The sequence below is a fragment of the Rathayibacter sp. AY1F4 genome, from assembly GCF_002931775.1.
Lineage (GTDB): Bacteria > Actinomycetota > Actinomycetes > Actinomycetales > Microbacteriaceae > Rathayibacter.
Genome location: NZ_PSVE01000001.1, coordinates 151,341 through 173,814 on the forward strand (window position 1 = coordinate 151,341; position 22,474 = coordinate 173,814).

Sequence of the window (22,474 nt, forward strand, 5' to 3'; positions counted from 1 at the left end):
ACGCTCCCCGCTCCGCACCGGTCACCCCCACGCGAACCCCTCCGAAAGGCCCGCCCGTGACACCTGCCCGATCGATCTTCGCCGTCGGCCGCGGCCAGTACGAGAACATCGGCGACATCATCCTGCGCCGCCAGCTCCTCGACTGGCTCCGCGAGTCGGGTCCGCTCCACGTCTACGTGGGCCACTCGCCGTGGGGCTACGACGACGGCCTGCGCCTGGGCCCGGACGACACGGTGTACCGCTCGCTCCTGCGCTGGTACGCGGCGCTCGCCCGCGAGGCCCTCGCCGGCCGGGCGAACTCGGTGTTCAAGCCGGGAGAGATCCAGCTGACCCTGATCGGGATGAAGGAGCACCTCGTGATGCTCCCGGGCATCGCCCTGGTGCGCCTCGGCGGCGGCCGCGTGATCCGCGCCGGCGTGGGCACCCGCAACTTCGCCCCGCTGCCCCGCGCGATCATGTGGCCCTCGATGGCGCTCTCGAGCTACACCCGCTGGCGCGACGACAAGACCGCCGGCTACATGCGCGTCGGCGCCGCCATGCCCGACCTCGGCTACGGCGAGGGCTCGAGCGACGCGGAGCTGACCGCGTTCGCCGCGCAGCCCGACGAGGAGCGGCGTGTGCTGGTCCTCTCCCTCCGCGAGGACCACGAGGTGGACGCCCGCCCCTATCCCGAGCAGGAGTGGCTGGCCGTGATCAAGGGCTTCGCCGAGCGCGAGGACCTCGACATCGTCGTGGTCACGCAGGTCGCCGTCGACGCCGAGCGCTCCCGCCGTCTCGCCGCCGACCTCGACGCGGACATCCTCGACTGGGATCCGGCGCACACCCACGACGAGCACGAGATCCTGCTGCGCGAGCTCTACCGCACGGCCCGCGTCGCGATGAGCGACCGGCTGCACGTGATCATCATGGCGTTCACCGAGGGCGCCGCCCCGGTGAGCCTGCAGATGGACGGATCGACGAAGGCCTCGCGCCACTTCGAGACCATCGGGATCCACGACGTCACCGTCGACATGTCCCGGACGACCCCGGCCGCCGGCGTCGAGACCTTCTCCGCCGTGGTCGCCCGCCGGAGCGAGCTGCTCGAGAAGCTGCTCGTCGCCCGCGGGCGCCTCCGCGGCGTCCGCGACGACATCCAGGCGCTGCTCGCCGTGCCGCCCCGCAGCCGCCCGGCCGCCGTTGCAGCCCCTGCCGGCCCGAAGACGCGGGTGTACCACGTCGGCCGCAGCGGAGAGGTCCCCGGAGGCATGACGCAGGTCGTCAACGGGTACCTGCGCTGGCCGTTCGAGCGCTCGGACGTCCGGGTGATCTCCTCCCGCACCGCTCCGGGCGAGCACGTCGCCGCGGCCCGCCTGGCCGCCGGCGCCGCCGCCCGCATCGTCAGGATCGCGCGCCGGGAGCCCGGCGCCGTGATCGTCGTCCACCTCTCGGAGCGCGGCTCGTTCCTCCGCGAGGGGTCCCTCCTCCGCCTCGCGCACCGCCTGGGCCTGCGCACGGTCGCCCACCTGCACGGCAGCGAGTTCGCCGCCTTCACCGCCGCGCACCCGCGCCTGGTGAAGGACGTGCTGCGCAGCGCGGACGAGATCATCTCGCTCTCGGAGGAGACCTCGGCGATCTGCCGCCGCTACGTCCCCGCCGAGCGTGTGCACCTCGTGCCGAACGCGCTCGAGCAGGGCACCCCGCGTGAGAAGACCCGCACCGTCGTCTTCGGCGGCGTCGTCAGCCACCGCAAGGGCGTCGACGTGCTGCAGAAGGCGTGGGCGCAGGTCGAGGGCAAGGAGGGCTGGCGCCTGCTGGTCGCCGGTCCGATCCGCGAGCCGGAGGTCGTCGACCGCGGCGTCCCGGGGATCGAGTTCCTCGGCTCGCTCGAGAACGCCCGCCTGCTCGCCCTGCTCGACGAGGCGTCCATCGCCGTCCTGCCCTCGCGCGACGAGGCGATGCCGATCTTCATCCTCGAAGCTCTCGCCCGCGACGCCGCCGTCGTCTCGACCGCGGTCGGCGGCATCCCCGAGGTCCTCGGCGACGGCTGCGGCCGCGTGGTCGCGCCCGGAGACGTGGAGGGCCTCGCCGCCGCGCTGACCGAGCTCATCACCGACGAGGACACCCGTGCCGAGGTCGTCGAGAAGGCCGGGGCGCGCTTCCGCGAGCGCTTCTCCGCCGACGCCGTGTTCCCGCGGGTCGAGGAGGTCTGGCTCGGCTGAGCCGCCTGCGACTTCGCCCCGGATCGCGCCCCGGGCCCCGCTCCGGGCCTGGGCGGAGCCGCGGGAGCGTAAAATCGCTGGAGTCCGCGTCGCCGTGCCGTCGCGCGCCCAGCCGTCCGCTCCCGGACGCCTTCTCCCTCCATCCCAGAGAGGCTCGACCGTGGCCATCGCCGCCGACTCCGACCGCCGCCTGTGGACCCTGCCCCTCGCGCGCGCCGTGATCGCGGCGGTCGCCGGCTGCGTCGTCACCTTCTCGCCCGACCACGGGCCCGCCTTCGGCCTCGCCGTCTTCGGCGGCTTCGCGATCGCGACCGGCGCCGTCTCGCTCGCCCTCGGGCTCCGCAGCTGGAGCGGCCGGGGCCGCCCGCTCGCCCTCGGCTCCGCGGTGCTCACCCTGGTCGCCGGAGTCGCGGCGCTCGTCGCGCTCCCGGTCGCCAACCTGCTCTCCTTCGTCGCCCTCGTCGCCGGCTGGGCGCTGCTCTCCGGCTTCCTCGAGTTCTCGAGCGGCCGCCGCGGTCAGGGCCTCGCCGCCCGCGACTCCGTGATCGTCGGCATCGGCACGATGCTCCTCGGCGCCGCCTTCGGACTCCTCCCGCCCCACCCCGTCGTCACCGTCGGCCTCCTCGGCGCCTACGCCGTGATGGTCGCCGTGTTCCTCGCCATCGCGGCGTTCTCGCTCAAATGGGCCGCCGGCGCCGACGCAGCCACCGGACACGATCCCGTCGCCCCCACGACACCGACCTCCGGAGGAGACCGATGACCGCCGAAGGCCAGCACCCCGACCCCGCCTCTCCCGCCGACCGCGCCTCGGCGGCCGACTCCGCCCCGGCGCGCGACCCCGGCGAGTTCACGCCCCGCACGTTCCAGCCGACGCGCAAGGACCGCCTGCGCCCGCTCGAGCTCATCGGCTTCTCCGCGGTGATGGCGGCCTTCGTCGGCCTGGTCGTCATGCTCTCGACCCGCGAGCCGGTCGTCGCGCTCATCTCGTTCGGCGTCGCCTTCATCGTCGTGCTCGTCGCGATCGCCATGTTCTCACTGACCTTCAAGCCCGACGAGGCCGAGATCGCGGATATCGACGAGCAGGACTCCGCTCACTAGGTGAGGGACGGCTCCGCCGTCACCTAGTCGGCCGGGAGCACAGCGTCGCGGGTGGAGGGTCCCTTCCGCCGCGCATGCTGATCGAGCAGCCCGCAGGGCGTCTCGGGATCCCGCCTGCGCACGCCGGCGCCGCTTCCGCGTCGGTGGTCGCGCGTAGCGTGCGGAGGGTGGCGGAGGCGATCGGGCGGTGGTGGCAGAGGCGGCGGTTCTCGCGCGGCGCCGACGTCCCCTACGCGGTCGGCACCTACCGGGAGGCCTGGGCGTCCTACCCCGTCCTGGTGCGGCAGTACCGGCCCGAGTACAACGAGGGCATCGTGCTCAGCCAGATCCCGCCCGCGGCCGACGTGTACCTGTGCTGGCTCTGCGACGCCGGACACGTCTTCGTCGCCACTCCCGAGGAGCAGCGCCACCGTCCCGGCCGGGAGCGGCGCCGCTCCTCCTGGTGCCCCGACTGCGCCGAGCTCGCCTCGCCGCGCCTGCCCCGGGCCGCGCCGATGATCGGCGGCCGGCTCGCCGAGGTGTTCGCGCCGACGGCCGCCCCCGACGACGGCTCCTTCGTCCTCCTGGCGCCGCCCGCCGTGATCGCGCGGGGGCTCCCGATGTCCGCGTCGCCCACCGGCCGCGGGTCCGCGTCACCCGCCGACCCGAGCGGATCCGCGCCCGCCGCGTCGTCGACTCCTCCGTCCGCTCGATCGAGCCCTCCAGCTGCCGCCGCTCCGGCCGCGCTCCTGTCCGCCCCTCCCGCCTCCGCCGTTCCGGCCGCGGTCCCGTCCGCCGGTCCCGCCGCCCGCCCGGTGCGCTCCCGGCCCCGGCCCGCCCGCGTGTGCCCGAAGACGCCGGACCTCCCCGTCGGCGAGCCCTTCGCGAGCCGGTGCGCGCCTCCTCCCGCCTCCGCCGTCGAGGCCCGGCTCCGGGCTCTCCTCGCCGAGCGGCTCGTCTTCGACCCGGCGCACACGGCGGTGCGTCTGAAGCGGCCGTTCTTCGAGCACTGCGAGGCGTGGCCCGACCTGGTGCTCGGCGAGCTGCGCGTCGCGATCGAGTACGACTCCACCGGCCGTCACGGACTCGAGCACGTCGGGCACCGCGAGGAGGCCGACCGGCGGAAGGACCGCGCGCTCCGCTCCGCCGGATGGGAGGTGGTGCGCATCCGCACGGGGAAGCTGCTGCCGCTCGGCCCCCACGACCTGGTCTCCACGGGGGTCACGGCCGCGCTGGCGGACCGCCTGGTCGACCGGCTCCGCGATGTCCGCGGTCCGCTGCTCGTCGACGCCTGGGGGCGCTGAGCGCGTCGCGCGGCGGCTGCGGGACGGTCCTCCGGGATCCGTCCCCGTCGCTCCGTCCCCGTCGCTCCGTCCCGGTGTCCGGCTCGGCGGAGCGGGACCCGCGGATGCAATGCCGGCGAGTGGGAACCGTCGAGTGGGAACCGTCGAGTGGGAACCGTCGAGTGGGAACCGTCGCGTGGGAACCGGCGAGTCGGAGCGGTCGAGTCGTCGCCGCCGGCTCGCAGCCGACGCGTCAGAGCCGCAGGGCCAGCGCCTCGCTGCGCCAGCGGCGGTGCAGGGCCCAGGGGTCGGGCTCCCCGGCGCGCACGGTCTCGATGTGGGCGTCGAGCGCGGGGCTGCGCGCGAACCACTCGGTGCGCTCCAGGCGCTCGTCGGCGAACTGGGCGTGCCGCTGCTGCTCGAGTGCTCGCCCGCCGCGCTCGAACGCGAGGAGCTCCTCGTGCCGGAGCCGGTGGAGGCGCTGCCGGGGATTGCCGCTGGTGCCGATCTTGATCCGCTCGTCGAAGCGGATGTAGTAGACGACGTCGACCCGGGGCGGCGGAAGCTCGCCGTCGGGAGCGTCACCGAGCCGCCACTCGCAGGCGACGCAGAGCCAGGCGGAGGGGAGCCGGACGCCCAGGCGGGACCCGCACGCGGCGCACGGCGAGGGCAGGGCGTCGATCACGCCGTCCTCCCGGGCGACCCAGTCGTGCGCGAGCCCGAGGTGCGCCGCGCAGAGCGCGAGGGGGGCGCCCGTCTCGGCCGAGGACGCGCACCCTCCGATCGCGCACGCTGACATGCCGCCGACGCTAGGTGCGACCCCCGACATCGCGCCGCCGTCGACCGCGCCGCCGCGAGCACGCAGGAGTCGGAGTGCTCGCGCTCGAGGACGGCGTCATGCGCCCGCGCGGCCCGGCGGATCAGCTCAGGCGGTCGACCAGCGACGAGGCGAGGCCCGTGTAGCCGCCCGGCGTCAGCGCCAGCAGGCGCTCCTTCGCCGCGTCGCCGATGTCGAGACCCTGCACGAAGACGGCGAGGTCGTCGGCGCCGAGGCGCTTGCCGCGGGTCAGGTCCTTCAGCAGCGCGTACGGGTCGGTGATCGAGGAGCGGCCGGCCGCCACCTCCGCGCGGATCACCGTCTGGATCGCCTCGGCCAGCACCTCCCAGTTGCCGTCGAGGTCGGCGGCGAGGGCGGTCGGGTCGAGGTCGATCTCGAGCAGGCCGCGGGCGATGTTGTCGAGGGCGAGAAGGGAGTGGCCGAACGCGACGCCGATGTTGCGCTGCGTGGTCGAGTCGGTGAGGTCGCGCTGGAGGCGCGAGGTGACCAGGGTCTGCGCGAGCGAGTCGAGCAGGGCGCTGGAGAGCTCGAGGTTCGCCTCGGCGTTCTCGAAGCGGATCGGGTTGATCTTGTGCGGCATCGTGGACGAGCCGGTCGCCCCGGCCTGGGGGATCTGCCGGAAGTAGCCGAGCGAGATGTAGGTCCAGACATCGGTGCAGATGTTGTGCAGGATGCGGTTCGCGTGCGCGGCCCTGCCGTAGAGCTCGGCCTGCCAGTCGTGCGACTCGATCTGGGTGGTCAGCGGGTTGAAGACGAGGCCGAGGGAGGTGACGAACTCCTCCGCGAGGGCGGGCCAGTCGGTGCCGGGGTCGGCGGCGAGGTGCGCGGCGAACGTGCCCGTCGCTCCGCTGAACTTGCCCAGGTACTCCGTCGCCTCGATCTGCGCGACGACCCGCTCGAGCCGGTAGGCGTAGACGGCGAACTCCTTGCCCATCGTGGTCGGGGTCGCGGGCTGGCCGTGGGTGCGGCTGAGCATCGACTCGTCGCGGTAGCGGACGGCCAGCTCCCGGAGCGACGCGACGACCGAGCGCAGCTTCGGCAGCCAGATCTCGCCGACGGCCTGGCGGACCACGATCGCGTAGGAGAGGTTGTTGATGTCCTCGCTGGTGGCGGCGAAGTGGGTGAGCTCGGCGATGCGCTGCAGTCCCAGCTCCTCGAGCCACTGGCGGACGAGGTACTCCACGGCCTTCACGTCGTGGCGGGTGCGGGCCTCGAGGGCGGCCAGCTCGTCGATCTCGGGCTGGCCGAAGTCGCGGGCGCGGCGGCGCAGCTCCTCGGCGGTCGCCGCGTCGACGGGCTCGGAGCCGAAGAGGCGGCGGTCGGTCAGCGCCAGCAGCCACTCGACCTCGACGTGCACCCGCGCGCGGTTCAGCCCCGCCTCCGAGAGGTACTCGCCGAGCGACGAGACGGCACCGCTGTAGCGGCCGTCGAGGGGGCTCAGCGGCTGGGTGGGGAGCGAGGTCATGCGGTGGTGCCTTCCGGTTCTCAGGTGTCCTGCGCGAGGGCGGCGCGCGCGTCGGTGGAGTCGGGGCGGACCGAGCGGTTGCCGCGCAGTCCTGGTTCGATCTGAGCGAAGAGGGCCCGGCAGGCGCGCTCGATGAGCGCGAGCACCGAGTCGAACGCCGCCGCATCGGAATAGTAGGGGTCGGGGACGTCGCCCTGCGGGGAGAGGCCGGGCTCGAAGTCGAGCAGGCGGCGGATCTTCTGCCGGTCGACCTCGGTGCGCGCCCAGGAGCGCAGCGCGCGCTCGTGCCCGTGGTCGAGCGCGACGACCAGGTCGAACTCGGCGAAGCGGGACGGGTCGAAGAGCTGGGCGCGGTGGCGGCCCCCGTCGAAGCCGTGCCGCTCCAGCGCCGCGAGGGCGCGGCTGTCGGCGTGTTCGCCGAGGTGCCACTCGCCGGTGCCGGCCGAGCTGATCTCGATCGCGGAGCCGAGCCCCGCCTGCTCCGCCAGGGAGCGCAGCACCACCTCGGCCATCGGCGACCGGCAGATGTTGCCGGTGCAGACGAAGCACACGGCGAAGGCCGAGGGCGCAGGGGAGTCGGGGGTCACCCGCCCATCATGGCGCACCGCGGCTCCTCCACAGCAGGCCGATCGCGGCCGCCGTCCACCGATGGCGCGCGCGGCCTCCCGGGCGGCGGCGGCGCGGCCGATGCTGGCTGCCGAGCCGGCGGTGTCAGTCCTGACGGCGGCGGAGGAAGGGGCGCAGGAGGAGGCCGATGAACCAGTTCACCAGGGCGAGCACGAGGGCGCCGAGCACGCCCCACCAGAAGCCGTCCACGACGAGGCCGAAGCCGAAGAGGCCGCTGATCCAGGCGGTCACGAGCAGCAGGAGGCCGTTGACGAGGAACGAGACCAGGCCGAGCGTCAGCACGTACAGGGGGAACGCGACCACCCGCACCACTCCGCCGACGACGGCGTTGACGACGCCGAAGATCACCGCGACCAGCAGGTACGTGAGGACCGCCGCGGCGGGGCCCTCCTCGTACGGGTCCACGCGCACGCCCGCTACGACCAGGGTCGTGAGCCAGATCGCGACGGCGTTGGTCAGGAGGCCGAGGAGGAGTCTGCTCATGCCTCCACTATCCCCGCAGGCGGGGCGCGCCGCGAGCCGGGGCTCAGGTGAGGGGCCCGCCGATGGTCGGCTCGGGCGCAGGAGTGCAGAGGCGGGGGTCGTCGGCGCAGGTCCGCGGAGGGAGCACCGCGGTGGGCTCGGGCTGCGGCAGGGGCTCCGCCGTCGGCTGCGGGGCCTCGGTCGGCTCGGGGGCGGGCGCGGGAGCCGGCTCCGGAGCCGGGGGATCGGGCGTCGGCTCCTGGGTCGGCTCGGGTGCACTGGTCGGCCGGGGAGCTGCGGGAGGCGCGGGGCGCGGGGGAGGAGCGAATCCGCTGCCCGGCTCCGGGACGAGCGGCTCGCGCGCCTCGATCACGGCGACGGCCAGCGGAGCGACCGCGGCTCCCGAGGCGAGGGCGCTCCGGAGCTGCTCGACCGCGTCGGTCAGCACCGCCCGCCGGGACGTCGATCCGCGACCGGAGGCGAGGGTCGACGTGGCGAGGCCGAGCACGCGCTCGGCCAGCGCCGTCCGCTGCTCCCCGGCCGCGGTCGTCGCGGTGGTGATGGCGTCGGCCGAGACTCCCTCGAGCGCTGCGTTCAGGGATCCGATCGCCACCAGCAGATCGGTGCGGGCCGCGCCCGCGACGGTGCCGTCGGTCGCGGTGAGGAGCGCGAGCGAGTCGTCCCGCAGCGCGAGGCCGGCCTCGCGCGCGGCGGTGTAGGCCGGAGGCGCGGCGACGTCGATGGACGTCTCGCGGAGAGTCGGGGTCGCCTGCGTGCCCTCCGCGGAGGGCGTGCATCCGGTGAGCGCGCCGGCGGCGACGAGCAGGGCGATCGCGGCCGTGGCGCCCCGGAGGAGCGGGCGCGCACCCCCGCGCCGCTCGGCTCGCCCTCGACTCCGCATCACTGCACCCTAATCGGGGGACGGCCGCCGTGGGCGCCGGTCAGCGGGGCGGTTCGCGCATCCGAGACCCGGGTCGGCCGCACCTCCGGGCCGCACCCACGGCGCTCGACCGGTGGGAAGGGGGCCCGGCGCACACCCGTCGAGGGCGGGGGACGGCGCGCGCGGAACGGCGGGGCGCCCGCCGCCGCGCCGCCTAGCATGGGGCGGGTGACCGACCAGCAGGAGCCTCCCGTCCGCCTCCGCCCCGAGATCCTGGCGCTCCCCGCCTACAAGCAGGGCCGCGCGGCCGCCGCCGACGCCTTCAAGCTCTCCTCCAACGAGAACCCGTTCGACCCGCTGCCCTCCGTGCTCGCGCGGGTCCGCGAGGTGGACGACTTCAACCGGTACCCGGACGCGGCGGCGACCGCCCTGCGCACAGCGCTCGCCGCGGAGTACGGCGTCCCGATCGAGGAGGTGATCGTCGGAGCCGGCTCCGTCGCGGTCATCGCCCAGCTGATCACCGCGGCGGCGGGCCCGGGCGACGAGGTCGTCTACGCCTGGCGCTCGTTCGAGGCCTACCCCTCGCTCGTCACGACCGCGGGCGCCACCAGCGTGCGCGTGCCGCTCCGCGCCGACGACACCCACGACCTCGACGCCATGGCCCAGGCCGTCACCGAGCGCACCCGCCTGCTGATCGTCTGCAGCCCCAACAACCCCACCGGCACCGTCGCCACCGCCGACGACGTCGAGGCGCTCCTCGAGCGCGTCCCGGGAGACGTCCTCGTGCTCCTCGACGAGGCCTACGCCGAGTTCGTCGACGACGAGCGGGCCGTGGACGGCACCCGCCTGCTCGGCCGCTACCCGAACCTCGTGATCGCCCGCACCTTCTCCAAGGCGTACGGCCTCGCCGGCCTCCGCGTCGGCTACGCGATCGGCCACGCGCGGATCCTCGACGCCGCCCGCTCCACCGCCATCCCGCTCTCGGTCACCCGGTTCGCCGAGACCGCGGCGGTCGCCTCCCTCGAGCACCGCGAGGAGCTCCTCGAGCGCGTCCACCGCATCACCCGCCTCCGCGACGACCTCTGGCGGGCGCTGCTCGACCAGGGCTGGACGATCCCGGAGTCGCAGGCGAACTTCCTCTGGTTCGACACCCGCGAGGACACGGCGCGGGCCGCCGAGGTCTTCGAGCGCGCCGGGGTCGTGGTCCGCGCGTTCCCGCCGGAGGGGATCCGCGTCTCCGTCGGCGAGGCGCGCTCTGTCGACAAGCTCCTCAGCGCGGCGGCCGAGATTGTGGCTTCCCTCCCCGAGGGCCACCCCGCGAGACGGATAGGTTAGTCGGGTGGTAGCCACCAGCACGGAGTCGCCGACTGTCCAGTTCCTCTCCGCGGACGGGCGGTTCTCGCCGACCCCCGCGGCCGAGCAGTACGCCTCCTACCTCGACGGGGTGGACGAGGCGCAGCACCGCTCCTTCTACCGCGAGATGGCGGTGGTCCGCCGCTTCGACACCGAGGCCGCGAACCTGCAGCGCCAGGGCCAGCTCGGACTGTGGGTCCCGAGCCACGGCCAGGAGGCGGCGCAGGTCGGCTCCGCGTTCGCGATGCGTCCGCAGGACCACGTGTTCCCCTCCTACCGCGAGCACGTCGTCGGCAAGATCCGCGGCATCGACCTGCTCGGCGTCCTCGCGCTCCTGCGCGGCACGACGCACGGGGGCTGGGACCCGACCGACCCGACGAACGGGAACTTCCACCTCTACACGCTGGTGCTCGGCTCGCAGGCCCTGCACGCGACCGGCTACGCGATGGGCCTCACCCTCGACGGAGCGACCGGCACGGGCGACCCCGAGAAGGACGCGGCCGTCGTCGTCTACTTCGGCGACGGCGCCTCCAGCCAGGGCGACGTCAGCGAGGCGATGGTCTTCGCCGCGAGCTACCAGGCTCCCGAGGTCTTCTTCCTCCAGAACAACCACTACGCGATCTCGGTCCCCGTGGCCACGCAGTCGCGCAGCCCCCTCTACCTCCGCTCCTCCGGCTTCGGCATCCCCGGCGTGCAGATCGACGGCAACGACGTGCTCGCGAGCTACGCGGTCACCGCCAAGCACCTGCAGGACGCGCGCTCCGGCGGCGGTCCCCAGTTCATCGAGGCGCTGACCTACCGGATCGGCGCGCACACCTCGAGCGACGACCCGACGAAGTACCGCACCGACGACGAGCTCGCCTCGTGGGTCGCGAAGGATCCGATCACCCGCTTCGCCGCGTTCCTGCGGAGCGAGGGCGTGGAGCAGTCCTTCTTCGACGAGGTCGACGAGGAGGCGAAGGACTTCGCGTCCGACATCCGCCGCCGCCTCCTCGCCCTCGAGGTCCCTCCCACGGGCGTCATGTTCGACCACGTCTACTCGGAGCCGCACGTGCTCGTCGAGGAGCAGAAGGCGTGGCTTCAGCGCTACGAAGAATCGTTCGGAGGCGAGTGATGACGATCGACACCAGCACGACGGCCGCGCAGCCGCCCCTCACCGGGTCGCAGCTCGAGTCCATGTCCATGGCCAAGGCGCTCAACGCCGGCCTCCGCCGCGCGATGACGCAGGACGACCGAGTCCTCCTGATGGGCGAGGACATCGGCCCCCTGGGCGGCGTCTTCCGCATCACCGAGGGCCTGCACGCCGAGTTCGGGGCGAAGCGCGTGCTCGACACGCCGCTCGCCGAGTCCGGCATCGTCGGCACCGCGATCGGGCTCGCGATGCGCGGCTTCCGCCCGGTCTGCGAGATCCAGTTCGACGGGTTCATCTACCCGGCGTTCGACCAGATCACCTCGCAGCTGGCCAAGATGACCAACCGCCACGAGGGCGCGATCACCATGCCCGTCGTCATCCGCGTGCCCTACGGCGGGCACATCGGAGCGGTCGAGCACCACCAGGAGAGCAACGAGGCGTACTTCGCGCACACCGCGGGCCTGCGCGCGGTCAGCCCGTCGACTCCCAACGACGCCTACTGGATGATCCAGGAGGCCATCGCCTCGGACGACCCCGTCATGTTCTTCGAGCCCAAGAGCCGCTACTGGCCCAAGGGCGACGTCGACCTCAGCGGTTCCGCCGCGCCGCTGCACGCCAGCCGCGTCGTCCGCCAGGGCACCGAGGTCACGCTGGTCGGCTGGGGCCCGATGGTCGCGGTCCTCCTCCAGGCCGCCGAGCTCGCGGGCGAGGAGGGCACGAGCGTCGAGGTCGTCGACCTGCGCTCGCTCTCCCCGATCGACTGGGAGCCGCTGCTCGCGTCGGTCCGCAGGACCGGCCGGCTCGTCGTCGCGCAGGAGGCGTCCGCGAACGTGAGCCTCGGCTCCGAGATCGCGGCGACCGTCACCGAGCGCGCCTTCTTCTCGCTGGAGGCGCCGGTCCTCCGGGTCGCCGGCTTCGACACCCCCTTCCCGCCCGCCAAGGTCGAGAAGCTCTTCCTCCCCGACGTCGACCGCGTGCTCGAGGCCGTCGACCGCTCGCTCGCGTACTGACGCGCGCGACATCCGCCCGCACGAGCCCACAGGAGTCCCCCCCGATGACAGAGCAGTTCCTCCTCCCCGACGTCGGCGAGGGCCTCACCGAGGCCGAGATCGTGGCCTGGAAGGTCAAGGTCGGCGACGAGGTGGCCGTCAACCAGGTCCTCGTCGAGATCGAGACCGCCAAGTCGCTCGTCGAGCTCCCCTCGCCGTTCAGCGGCACCGTGGTCGACGTGCTCGTCGACGAGGGCCAGACGGTCGACGTCGGCACCGCGATCATCACCGTCCAGGCCGGAGCCGGCTCGATCGGCTCCGAGGTGCCCGCGATCCCGGCCCACCCCGCGCCGGCCGCCGCCGCGCTCCCCGTCATCGCGAAGCCGCCGATCCGCAAGCTCGCGAAGGACCTCGACGTCGACCTCCTCGAGGTGCAGGCCACCGGCCTCGCCGGCGAGGTCACCCGCGACGACGTCATCCGCCACGCCTCCCAGGCCAGCGTCTTCCGCAACATCCAGACCCCCGCCTGGGGCGACGACCGCGAGGAGCGCATCCCCGTGCGCGGCGTCCGCAAGGCGATCGCCGCCGCGATGTCGACGAGCGCGTTCACCGCGCCCCACGTCAGCGTCTTCGTCGACGTCGACGCGACCCGCACCATGGAGTTCGTCAAGCGCCTCAAGAACTCGCCCGACTTCGCCGGCGTCAAGGTCTCGCCGCTGCTCATCATGGCCAAGGCCATCATCTGGGCCGTCCGCCGCAACCCCACCGTCAACTCCGCCTGGACCGACACCGAGATCGTCGTCCGCCACTACGTCAACCTCGGCATCGCCGCGGCCACCCCGCGCGGACTGCTCGTCCCCAACGTCAAGGACGCCCAGTCGATGAGCCTCCTCGAACTGGCCCAGGCCCTCGAGAAGCTCACCCTCGACGCCCGCGACGGCAAGACCACCGCCGCCGACATGCAGAACGGCACCATCACCATCACCAACATCGGCGTCTTCGGGATGGACACGGGCACCCCGATCCTCAACCCCGGCGAAGTCGCGATCATCGCCCTCGGCACGATCAAGCAGAAGCCCTGGGTCGTCGACGGCGAGGTCCGCCCCCGCTTCGTCACCACGGTCGGCGGCTCCTTCGACCACCGCGTCGTCGACGGCGACGTGGTCAGCCGCTTCGTCGCCGACGTCGCCAGCGTGCTGGAGGAACCGGCGCTGCTCTTGGATTGAGCGGATTCCTCCTTCGTCGTCATCGGCTCCGCGGTCGGCTGTACGAGGTGGTGTGTTTCGTGGAGCGGGGAGCGAACCGCTGGAACGGGATTCGGCGGTGAGCTGGGCGGTGCTCGATCGAGCGGATTCCTCCTTCGTCGTCATCGGCTCCGCGGTCGGTTGTACGAGGTGGTGTGTTTCGTGGAGCGGGGAGCGTACCGCTACGGCGAACCGCTGGAACGGGATTCGGCGGTGAGCTGGGCGGTGCTCGATCGAGCGGATTCTTCCTTCGTCGTCATCGGCTCCGAGGTCGGTTGTACGAGGTGGGGGCGTGTCGTGGAGCGGGGAGTGTACCGCTACGGCGAATCGCTGGAACGCGATTCGGCGGTCAGCTCGGCCCTGCGGGCGAGCGTGCGCTGACGTGGCTCGGCCCTGAGGGCGAGCGTGCACGGGTGCGGCTCGGCCCTTCGCTGTCGAGGGGGCCGGGTGGTCTCCGCTGAGGGTGCGGTGGGCGCCGGCGCCTGCGACGGCGCGGGGCACGGGCCGCGGCTGCGCCGGCGGGAGCGGGGAGACCGGGGGAACGGCAGCGGTCAGCGGGGGGAGACGGCGAAGGAGTGCAGGGCGAGGGCGTCGCTCAGGCGGGCGGCGACGCGGGCGCCGCGGACGCTGGTGCCCTGGGGGTCCAGCGGCGGGCTGACGACGGCGGCGCCGAGGCGGCCGGGAGCGGAGAGGACGAGGGCGCCCGAGACGCTCGACTTGGCGGGGACGCCGACCGCGCGCATCCAGCGGCCCGAGCCGTCGTAGACACCGCACGTCGCCATGACCGCGACCACGTCGCGCGCGACCGACGCCGGCACGACCCGCTCGCCGGTCCCCGGGTGCACGCCGCCGAGCGCGAGCGTCGCGCCCATCGCGGCCAGGTCGCGGACGTCGACCAGCACGGCGCATGCCCGGGCGTACGCGGAGACGGCGTCGTCGGCGCTGCGGTGCAGGGTGCCCTCCGCGCGCATCAGGTGCGCGAGGGCGTGGTTCCGGTCGCCGAGGAGGTGCTCGTCGGCGGCGACGCTCTCGTCGACGGAGAGCGGGCGGCCGGCGAAGGCGGAGAGGCCGCGGAGGATCCGCTCGCTCCGGCCGTCGGCGTCGCCCCCGTCGACCAGGGCGGCGGTCAGCAGCGCTCCCGCGTTGACCATCGGGTTCGGCGGGCGCCCGGTGCCGCTCTCGAGCGTGAGGGCGTCGAAGGCCTCGCCGGTGGGCTCGATGCCGACGCGGTCGAGCGCGTCGCCGCCGGTGTCGAGGAGCGCGAGCGCGAACAGGAACGGCTTCACGGCCGACTGGATGCTGAACCGCTCCTCCGCGTCGGCGCTCGCGCGGACGGACCCGTCGGGCAGGACGAGCGCGATCGCGCAGAGACCCGGGTCGGCGTCCGCGAGCGCGGGGATGCTGTCGTCGACCTCGCCCCCGTCGTCCGGCAGCACCTCCCGGCGCAGCGCCTCGAGGTCGAAGGCCAGGGGATCGGGGAGGGGGCTCATCCGTCCACTCTGTCAGGGCGGGGAGCCCGTCGCGTCCCAGGCCTCAGACGAGCCCGAACTCCGCGTCCAGCGCGTCCAGCTCCGCGGCGAACGACGCGCGCAGACTCTCCTTCTCATCGGCGGGCAGCCAGGAGGCCTCCGCTCCGGTGAGCGCCATCTCGCGCAGCTGAGCGGCGGTCGCGCCGATCGGGCCGGCGGCGAGGCGGTACTCGTCGGCGAGCGTGGTCGGGAACATCCCGGGATCGTCGGAGCACGGCACGACCCGCAGTCCCGCATCGAGCATCGCCCGGATGGACGCGCGCCGCCAGGGCCGCCAGGAGCGGCGCGAGGTCGTCGACGCGACGGTGAACACCACGCCCTGCTCGCGGACGCGCTCGACGACGGCGGGGTCCTCGAGGACGAAGTAGCCGTGGTCGATCCGGTCGCAGCCCAGCAGATCGAGGCAGGTCGTCGTGTTGGCCGCGGTCGGGGCGTGCTCGGAGGAGTGGGCGGTCCGGCCCAGGCCGGCCTCCCCGGCGAGGCGGTAAGCATCGGCGAAGCGCTCGGGCGGACCCGCCGTCTCGAGGTTGTCGAGCCCGATCCCCGCCACGTACTCGTGGGGGTGGCGGACGACCTCGCGGACCAGCTCGAGCGCCTCCTCCCCGCTGCGGCTGCGGCCTGAGCCGGGACGGTTCCCGACAGGGCCCGCCGGACCGCGCGGCTCCGGGAAGCCGGACGCGGTCCCGCGGGTCGGACGCCGCTACGCCGTGAGCGCGACCGCCGTCCACGAGACGGGCGGGAGGGTCAGCGTCAGCACGCCGTCCTCGAGCGACGCCGGGGCCTCGCGCAGGCGCACGCGGTCCTGGTCGTCACGCGTGTTCTTCGCGTAGGGGTCCTCGTCGAACAGGGCCACCGCCTCCGCGATGCTCGAGACTCCGAGGCCGCTGACGTCGACGGTGACCTCGATCGGCTCCGTCTGCGACCGGTTCACCAGGAAGACGGCCGCGCGGCCCTCGTCGACGGTGGCGACGGAGTCGATGAGCGGAGCGTCGCCGTGACGGGCGGTCGAGTAGGTCCCCGCGTCGATCCGGGGGCGCAGCACCGAGCCGGAGGCCACGCGCGCGGTGGTCGAGAACGGGAAGAACGTGGTCTGGCGCCAGGCGGCTCCGCCCGGCTCGGTCATGATCGGCGCGATCACGTTGACGAGCTGCGCGAGGGAGGCGGAGGTGACCCGGTCGGAGTTCTTCAGCAGCGTGATCATCAGGTTGCCGAGGACGACGGCGTCGGCGACGGAGTAGACGTCCTCGAGCAGGCGCGGGGCGTAGGCCCACTCGCGGGTGCTCTGGTCGCCCTCGGCGTCGGCCTTCTCCTTGGCCTGCCACTCCTCGAGGTACCAGACGTTCCACTCGTCGAAGGAGAGCTTGATGTCCTTCGTCTTCTTGAGCTTGAACTTCACGTGGTCCACCGTCGCTGCGACGGTGGCGATGAAGTACTCCATGTCGAGGGAGGAGGCGAGGAAGGAGCCGAGGTCGCCGTCGTACTCCTGGTAGTAGGCGTGGCACGAGACGTACTCGACGTCGTCGTACGCGTGCTCGAGGACCACGCGCTCCCACTCGCCGAAGGTGGGCATCGACGAGCTCGACGAGCCGCAGACGACCAGCTCGAGCGAGGGGTCGGCGATCTTGAGGGCCTTGGCGGTGCGGGAGGCGAGCTTGCCGTAGTCGTCGGCGCTCATGTGGCCGACCTGCCAGGGGCCGTCCATCTCGTTCCCGAGGCACCACATCCGGATGTCGTAGGGCTCGGTCCCGCCGTTGGCGATGCGCTGGTCGGCGAGAGCGGTGCCGGCCGGTCCGTTGGCGTACTCGAGGACGTCGAGCGCCTCGAGGACGCCGCGGGTGCCGAGGTTGACGGCGTACATGATCTCGCTGCCGGTCAGCTCCGCCCACTTCGCGAAGTCGTCCAGCCCGACCTCGTTGGTCTCGAGCGAGTGCCAGGCCAGGTCGCGGCGGCGGGGGCGCTCGGAGCGGGGGCCGACGCCGTCCTCCCAGCGGTAGCCCGAGACGAAGTTGCCGCCGGGGTAGCGGATCGTCGTGGTGCCCAGCTCCTTGACCAGCTCGACCACGTCGAGGCGGAAGCCGTCCTCGTTCGAGGCGGGGTGGCCGGGCTCGTAGATGCCGTCGTACACGCAGCGGCCGAGGTGCTCGACGAACGAGCCGAAGAGGCGCGGAGTGACGGGGGCGACGACCGCGGCGGGGTCGAGGCTGATGCGCGCGGTGGCGGCGGGGGCGTCGGTCATGAGGGCCTTTCGGGCTTCGGGCTCCCGCAGCGGGCTCGGCGGCGAGCGGTCTTTCTAACGTTGTACACGATGGTCCGCCCCGCCTCCGCTGCTGTCAAGAGCGGCACGGGCCCCACCCGCCTCGATGCTCGCCGCTGCCGACGGCGGCAGACCTCTTCGGGCGTCGCGTCTCCCCGCCGCCGCTCAGCGCACGTGTGCTCGACTGGGCGGGTGCCCACCTCCGATGCCGCCACCGACGCCTGCTCCGAGCTCGCCGACCGCGCCGACGCCCTCGCGGCGTCGCATCCCCGCCCGCGCGCGTTCCTCGCGGCCGTCGCGAAGGACGTCGCCGGCATCCGCAGCGCCCCGCTCGGCGCCCTCGACCTGGCGCACGGCGGCCGCAACCGGGTCCGGGGGAAGGGCTTCCGCCGCCCCTACGACGACGGCACCCGCGGCCAGGCCCGCCACTTCGCCGGCGTCGCGGGCGCCACGCTGTACCTCGGCGGCCCGCTCGCGCACCTGTTCCTCCGGACCGTCGGCGGCGACGTCCGCGGCTCGGCCGACGACCGGCTGACGACGCGGGCCGTGGAGTGGAGCCGGCTCCTCCGCCGCGGCGAGCTGGCCGTCGTGGACGCGGGAGCATGGATCCGCCGCGAGATCTGCGGCAGCGGGACCTGCGCCTAGGCCCCGGCCGACGCCCGTCCGACGGCCGGGTCCTCCGCGATCGGCCGGCCCGCGGTCGACTCCCGGGCGACCACGGTGAACGCCGCCTCGTGGAGCGTCCCGGGGCCGGTGCGGGTGCCCTCGATCCGGGCCTGCAGCACCTCGACCGCGGTGCGCGCGATCTCGTCGCGCCCCGAGTCCACGCTGGAGAGGCTGGGGGAGGAGTAGCCCGCCTCGTCGATGTCGTCGAAGCCGATCACCGCCACCTCCTCGGGGACGCGGACCCCCGCCTCCTGGAGCGCGCGGACCGCGCCGAGCGCGAGGGTGTCGTTGAGCGCGAACACGGCGTCGAAGTCGAGCCCGGAGGCCAGCACGCGGCGCATCGCCTCGGCGCCGCCGGAGCGCCGCCACGGGCCCGAGACGCCGATCATCCGCTCGTCGTAGGCGATGCCGGCCTCGGCGAGCGCGGCGCGGTAGCCCTCGAGGCGGAGCGACGCCGAGCTGACGGCGGCGTCGGGGTGGGTCCCGAGCGCCACGATCCGGCGCCGGCCGGAGGCGAGCAGGTGCGCGGTGGCCGCGTGCGCCGCGGCGGTGTTCTGCATGGTGACGTGGTCGACCAGCCCGGTGAAGATCCGCTCGCCGAGCAGCACCAGGGGGAAGCCGACCGCGAGCGCGTCCTCGTCGGCGAGGCCCAGCGGGCTGAAGAGCAGCCCGTCGGTGAGCTGCCGGCGCTCGCTCGCCAGGACGCTCCGCTCGCGCTCGGGGTCGCCGCCGGTCTGCTCGATCAGCACCGTCAGGCCGCGCTCGTCGGCGGCGCGCATCACGCTGTCGGCGAGCTCGGCGAAGTAGGGGAGGCTCAGCTCCGGCAGGGCGAGGCCGATCACGCCGGTACGGCCGCGGCGCAGGCTCCGCGCGGAGAGGTTGGGCCGGTAGCCCAGCTGCGCGATGGCCGCCTGCACCCGGGAGCGGGTGGCCGGGCGCACGTGCGGATAGTCGTTGATCACGTTCGAGACGGTCTTGATCGAGACGTCGGCGGCGCGGGCGACGTCGTGCAGCGTGACGGCCACGGTCCTCCCTCCGCTCGGCCTTCACGCTACCCCGGGGTCCGCTCCGGCCTGTCGCGGACCGACGCCGGGGCGGCGTATGGGCGGGGCGCTCCGCCGGAGCAGGACGCGCCCCGCGGCCGATCAGGTGTACCAGCTGGGCTCGGGGACGGTGTCGAGCAGGGCGAAGACGCCGACCTCGCGGCGCTTGTAGGGCAGCGGATCGTGCAGGGAGTGGGTGCGGAGGTTCCGCCAGTAGAGGTCGAGTCCGACCGAGCTGGCGGAGGCGCGGGCGCCGGTCAGCTCGAAGATGCGGGTCGCCGTCGCGAGGCCGTCCTCGACGATCCGCGCCTTGGCCGCGGCGATCCGCACGGCGATCTCGCCGCGGCGCCGAGGCGTCAGCTCCTCGCGCGGAGCGTGCAGCGCGGCCGAGAGCGCGGCCCCCGTCGCGTCGATCAGCGCCTCGTCGGCCCAGAGCCGGGACTGCAGGTCGCCGTATCCCTCGAGCACGTACCACTCGTCGCCGGCGCGCTCCTTGTCGTCGCCGCCGTACGGCCAGGCCCGGGTGCGCTCGCGGGTGTACTGCGCCGCGCGCTCGAGCGCTCCCTGCGCGATGCCGAGGTAGAACTCGGCGAAGACCTGCTGGATGACGGGCACGTTGAGGGTGTTGTAGACGAGCGGACGGTAGACCCTGTCGACGAAGCCGGCCGCCGCCGCCCACGGCACGCGGACGCCGCGGATCTCGACGGAGCCGGACTCGGTGAGCCGCTGGCCGAGGCTGTCCCAGTCGCGGCCGAAGACGATCCCCTCCTGATCGGTGGGGACGATCGCGAAGAGGTGGGTGTCCGTCCCCTCGAGCACCCCCTCGAGCACGGTCAGGTCGCTGACCACGCCGCCGGTCGAGAACGACTTGCGGCCGGTGAAGACCAGCTCGTCGCCCTCCTCCCGCACGGTGAGGTCGGAGTCGCGCGGGTTCACCGCGCCTCCGTAGAGGAGGTCCCCCTCGGTCGCGAGCTGCTCGACCGCGATGATCTGCTCAGGGGTCCCCACGAGGCGGGCCGCCCAGGCCCAGAGGTAGTGGTAGCCGAGCAGCTGGCCGATCGAGCCGTCGCCGCGCGCGACGGTGCGGACGACGCGGAGGGCGGTGGTCCACTCCTGGGCGCCGCCGCCGTGCTCGGCGGGCCCGAGCAGCGTGACGAGGCCGGCCGCCTTGAGCAGGGCGACCTCGGCGAAGGGGGCGGCGCCGGCGCGGTCGCGCTCGAGGGCGTCGGTCGCGAGCACGGCGGCGACCTCCTCGGCGCGGACGAGCCAGGCGTCCGGGGAGTCGGGCCGGGGGGCGGTCGACCAGTGCTCGGCGGCGGCGCCGATCGTCGTCGCGGCGTCGGCGCCGGTGGTCGTGGGTGCGGTGGTGGTCACGGTGTCCTCGTCTCGTCGGGGGCGGTGTGCAGCGACTGTGCCAGGGGCGAGGGGGCCGGAGCGAGGCGCGTGTCGCCCCGTGTCCGCGTGTGTCCGCGGATGACCGGCGGGCGCCTCCGCACGATTTTGACAATCGTTATCAATAGCCATTAGCGTGGGGGCACCCGCCCGGCCCCTGACCCAGATCGGCTCACCGTGAAGACCCGCCTCCTCGCCCTCACCGCCCTCCTCGGCGGCACCGCGCTCGCCCTGAGCGGCTGCTCCGGAGCGGGCAGCGCCTCCGACAGCTCCGCCGCCGCCGCCGCGGGCGGGCCCGTGAAGGTCGTCACGTCGACGAACGTCTACGGCGACCTCGTCTCGAGCATCGGCGGCGACCTGGTCGAGGTGACCAGCATCATCGACAGCCCGGACAAGGACCCGCACGAGTACGAGGCCACCGCCCGCGACCAACTCGCCGTGTCCGGCGCGACCCTCGTGATCGAGAACGGCGGCGGCTACGACCACTTCCTCGACACCATGATCAGCGCGGCCGGCACCGAGGCCCCCGTCATCACGGCCACCGTGATCGCCGGCCTGGAGGACGTCCACGACCACGCGGAGGAGGAGGAGTCGGAGGGCGGGCACGAGCACGCGGAGTTCAACGAGCACGTCTGGTACGACCTCTCGGTGATGAAGGAGGTCGCGGGGCGGATCGGCGACGAACTCGCCGCGCTCGACCCCGACAACGCCTCCGCCTACTCCGCCAATCTCGCCACCCTCGACGAGGGGCTCGACGCTCTGATCGCCCGCGAGGGCGAGCTGAAGGGCACGCTCTCCGGCCGCTCCATCGCGATCACCGAGCCCGTCCCGCTGTACATGACCGACGCGCTCGGCCTGACCGACGCGACTCCCGAGGCCTTCAGCGAGGCGGTCGAGGAGGGCACCGATGTCCCCGCGACCACGCTCCAGGAGACGCTGGCGCTGTTCTCCGGCGAGGCCGTCGACGCGCTGATCTACAACGAGCAGACCGAGGGCGCGCAGACGGACGCGGTGCTCGACGCCGCGAAGGCCGCCGGGATCCCGGCTGTCCCCGTCACCGAGACGCTGCCCGAGGGCGACGACTACACCGGCTGGATGACCGCCAACCTCGACGCGATCGAGGGAGCCCTCTCCCAGTGAGCCACGACTCCCCGACCAGGCCCGTCTCCCCGGAGGCGGGCCCTTCGGCGTCCGTGCTGCGGCTGCGCGGCGCCGGCCTCCGCTTCGGCGACCGCGAGCTGTGGAGCGGCGTCGACCTCGACGTGCGCGCCGGCGAGTTCGTCGCGGTGCTCGGCGCGAACGGCTCCGGCAAGACGAGCCTCCTGCGCGCGGTGCTCGGCCAGCAGCAGCTGAGCGCGGGGGAGCTGCAGGTGCTCGGCGAGCCCGTGCACCGCGGCAACCGGCGCATCGGCTACATCCCGCAGCAGAAGCTCGCCGACGAGGGCACGCCGCTGCGCGCGCGCGATCTGCTCGGGCTCGGGATCGACGGCCACCGGTTCGGCCTGCCCCTGCCCTCCCGCTCCCGGCGCGCGGCCGTCGACGCGCTGCTCGAGGCCGTCGGCGCCACCGCCTTCGCCGACGCCCCCATCGGCAGCCTGTCCGGCGGCGAGCAGCAGCGCGTCCGCGTCGGCCAGGCGCTCGCGGGCGACCCGGCGCTCCTGCTCTGCGACGAGCCGCTGATCGCGCTCGACCTCGCCCACCAGCGGGCGGTCAGCGAGCTGATCGACCGGCACCGCCGCGAGCGGAACCTCGGCGTCCTCTTCGTCACGCACGACGTGAATCCGGTGCTCGGCATGGTGGACCGCGTGCTCTACCTCGCCGGCGGCCGATTCCGGATCGGCACCCCCGACGAGGTCCTGCGCTCGGAGGTGCTCAGCGAGCTCTACGACGCACCCGTCGACGTGATCCGCGCCCGGGGCCGGGTCATCGTGGTCGGCGCCCCCGACCACTCGCACGTGCACGAGCACGAGGAGGGGCAGTCGTGACGGACGTCTGGTCGCAGATCTTCGACTTCTCGGACTACGGAGCGCTGCTGTCGCTCC

20 protein-coding genes and 1 pseudogene are annotated in these 22,474 nt (G+C 73.8%); 11 read left to right on the top strand and 10 right to left on the bottom strand.

Annotation, left to right across the window (positions count from 1 at the left end; translation table 11 throughout):
* The first annotated feature begins 56 nt into the window (after positions 1 to 56).
* From C5C59_RS00635 to C5C59_RS00650, 4 genes are all read left to right on the top strand, one after another.
* On the top strand, positions 57 to 2,198 hold the full coding sequence (locus tag C5C59_RS00635; RefSeq protein WP_104237966.1) for a glycosyltransferase family 4 protein: 2,142 nt from the start codon (positions 57 to 59) through the stop codon (positions 2,196 to 2,198).
* A gap of 160 nt (positions 2,199 to 2,358) precedes the next feature.
* Positions 2,359 to 2,958: an HdeD family acid-resistance protein gene (locus C5C59_RS00640; RefSeq protein ID WP_104237967.1), complete on the top strand. Its 600-nt coding sequence runs from the start codon at positions 2,359 to 2,361 to the stop codon at positions 2,956 to 2,958.
* Positions 2,955 to 3,296 (top strand): hypothetical protein, encoded by a 342-nt coding sequence (locus C5C59_RS17515; protein ID WP_258062502.1) that lies wholly within the window; start codon positions 2,955 to 2,957, stop codon positions 3,294 to 3,296. Before C5C59_RS00640 ends, C5C59_RS17515 begins: the two co-directional genes overlap by 4 nt.
* 167 nt (positions 3,297 to 3,463) lie before the next feature.
* Positions 3,464 to 4,579, top strand: a complete 1,116-nt coding sequence (locus tag C5C59_RS00650) for an endonuclease domain-containing protein (protein ID WP_258062503.1) — start codon at positions 3,464 to 3,466, stop codon at positions 4,577 to 4,579.
* Between the two features lie 232 nt (positions 4,580 to 4,811).
* On the opposite strand, the gene C5C59_RS00655 is transcribed toward C5C59_RS00650, so the two are convergent.
* The 5 genes from C5C59_RS00655 to C5C59_RS00675 form a co-directional block, all read right to left on the bottom strand.
* A complete protein-coding gene (locus C5C59_RS00655) occupies positions 4,812 to 5,357 on the bottom strand; it encodes a GIY-YIG nuclease family protein (RefSeq protein WP_104237968.1) in 546 nt (181 codons plus the stop codon).
* A 121-nt stretch (positions 5,358 to 5,478) separates the two neighbouring features.
* Positions 5,479 to 6,861, bottom strand: a complete 1,383-nt coding sequence (purB, locus tag C5C59_RS00660) for an adenylosuccinate lyase (RefSeq protein ID WP_104237969.1) — start codon at positions 6,859 to 6,861, stop codon at positions 5,479 to 5,481.
* A 20-nt stretch (positions 6,862 to 6,881) separates the two neighbouring features.
* Complete coding sequence (locus C5C59_RS00665; RefSeq protein WP_181027248.1) at positions 6,882 to 7,448, bottom strand: low molecular weight protein-tyrosine-phosphatase; 567 nt, start codon at positions 7,446 to 7,448, stop codon at positions 6,882 to 6,884.
* Positions 7,449 to 7,572: 124 nt separating this feature from the next.
* Positions 7,573 to 7,971: a phage holin family protein gene (locus tag C5C59_RS00670; RefSeq protein ID WP_104237970.1), complete on the bottom strand. Its 399-nt coding sequence runs from the start codon at positions 7,969 to 7,971 to the stop codon at positions 7,573 to 7,575.
* A 43-nt stretch (positions 7,972 to 8,014) separates the two neighbouring features.
* Positions 8,015 to 8,851, bottom strand: a complete 837-nt coding sequence (locus C5C59_RS00675; RefSeq protein WP_104346608.1) for a hypothetical protein — start codon at positions 8,849 to 8,851, stop codon at positions 8,015 to 8,017.
* A 198-nt stretch (positions 8,852 to 9,049) separates the two neighbouring features.
* Here C5C59_RS00675 and hisC point away from each other — a divergent pair, with 198 nt between their 5' ends.
* The 4 genes from hisC (at position 9,050) to C5C59_RS00695 (ending at position 13,530) form a co-directional block, all read left to right on the top strand.
* Positions 9,050 to 10,165, top strand: coding sequence for a histidinol-phosphate transaminase (gene hisC / locus C5C59_RS00680; protein WP_104226632.1), 1,116 nt, complete (start codon positions 9,050 to 9,052; stop codon positions 10,163 to 10,165).
* Between the two features lie 4 nt (positions 10,166 to 10,169).
* Positions 10,170 to 11,297 (top strand): thiamine pyrophosphate-dependent dehydrogenase E1 component subunit alpha, encoded by a 1,128-nt coding sequence (locus C5C59_RS00685; protein ID WP_104226633.1) that lies wholly within the window; start codon positions 10,170 to 10,172, stop codon positions 11,295 to 11,297.
* Positions 11,298 to 11,359: 62 nt separating this feature from the next.
* Complete coding sequence (locus tag C5C59_RS00690; RefSeq protein ID WP_181027250.1) at positions 11,360 to 12,325, top strand: alpha-ketoacid dehydrogenase subunit beta; 966 nt, start codon at positions 11,360 to 11,362, stop codon at positions 12,323 to 12,325.
* 44 nt (positions 12,326 to 12,369) lie between these two features.
* Positions 12,370 to 13,530, top strand: coding sequence for a dihydrolipoamide acetyltransferase family protein (locus C5C59_RS00695; RefSeq protein ID WP_104251200.1), 1,161 nt, complete (start codon positions 12,370 to 12,372; stop codon positions 13,528 to 13,530).
* 569 nt (positions 13,531 to 14,099) lie between these two features.
* Here C5C59_RS00695 and glsA read toward each other — a convergent pair.
* From glsA to C5C59_RS00715, 3 genes and pseudogenes are all read right to left on the bottom strand, one after another.
* Positions 14,100 to 15,038 (bottom strand): glutaminase A, encoded by a 939-nt coding sequence (glsA, locus tag C5C59_RS00705; protein ID WP_104238388.1) that lies wholly within the window; start codon positions 15,036 to 15,038, stop codon positions 14,100 to 14,102.
* A gap of 43 nt (positions 15,039 to 15,081) precedes the next feature.
* Positions 15,082 to 15,666: pseudogene (locus tag C5C59_RS00710) on the bottom strand (adenosine deaminase); the annotation flags it as partial.
* A gap of 111 nt (positions 15,667 to 15,777) precedes the next feature.
* Entirely contained in the window at positions 15,778 to 17,313 is a 1,536-nt protein-coding gene (locus C5C59_RS00715) for an alpha-N-arabinofuranosidase (RefSeq protein WP_104238386.1), read from the bottom strand.
* A 210-nt stretch (positions 17,314 to 17,523) separates the two neighbouring features.
* On the opposite strand from C5C59_RS00715, the gene C5C59_RS00720 reads away from it, so the two are divergent.
* Entirely contained in the window at positions 17,524 to 17,976 is a 453-nt protein-coding gene (locus tag C5C59_RS00720; protein ID WP_104238385.1) for a hypothetical protein, read from the top strand.
* On the opposite strand, the gene C5C59_RS00725 is transcribed toward C5C59_RS00720, so the two are convergent.
* Positions 17,973 to 19,022 carry a LacI family DNA-binding transcriptional regulator gene (locus C5C59_RS00725; protein WP_104238384.1) on the bottom strand — a complete coding sequence of 350 codons (1,050 nt, stop codon included), beginning with the start codon at positions 19,020 to 19,022 and terminating at the stop codon, positions 17,973 to 17,975. The genes C5C59_RS00720 and C5C59_RS00725 overlap by 4 nt on opposite strands.
* Positions 19,023 to 19,142: 120 nt before the next feature.
* Entirely contained in the window at positions 19,143 to 20,414 is a 1,272-nt protein-coding gene (locus C5C59_RS00730) for an acyl-CoA dehydrogenase family protein (protein ID WP_258062505.1), read from the bottom strand.
* Between the two features lie 195 nt (positions 20,415 to 20,609).
* Between C5C59_RS00730 and C5C59_RS00735 the strand changes: the two genes are divergently transcribed.
* Both C5C59_RS00735 and C5C59_RS00740 read left to right on the top strand, forming a co-directional pair.
* Positions 20,610 to 21,572, top strand: a complete 963-nt coding sequence (locus C5C59_RS00735; protein ID WP_104238382.1) for a metal ABC transporter solute-binding protein, Zn/Mn family — start codon at positions 20,610 to 20,612, stop codon at positions 21,570 to 21,572.
* Positions 21,569 to 22,417 (top strand): metal ABC transporter ATP-binding protein, encoded by an 849-nt coding sequence (locus C5C59_RS00740; protein ID WP_104227225.1) that lies wholly within the window; start codon positions 21,569 to 21,571, stop codon positions 22,415 to 22,417. The genes C5C59_RS00735 and C5C59_RS00740 overlap by 4 nt, the downstream gene beginning before the upstream one ends.
* The last annotated feature ends 57 nt before the right edge of the window (positions 22,418 to 22,474 follow it).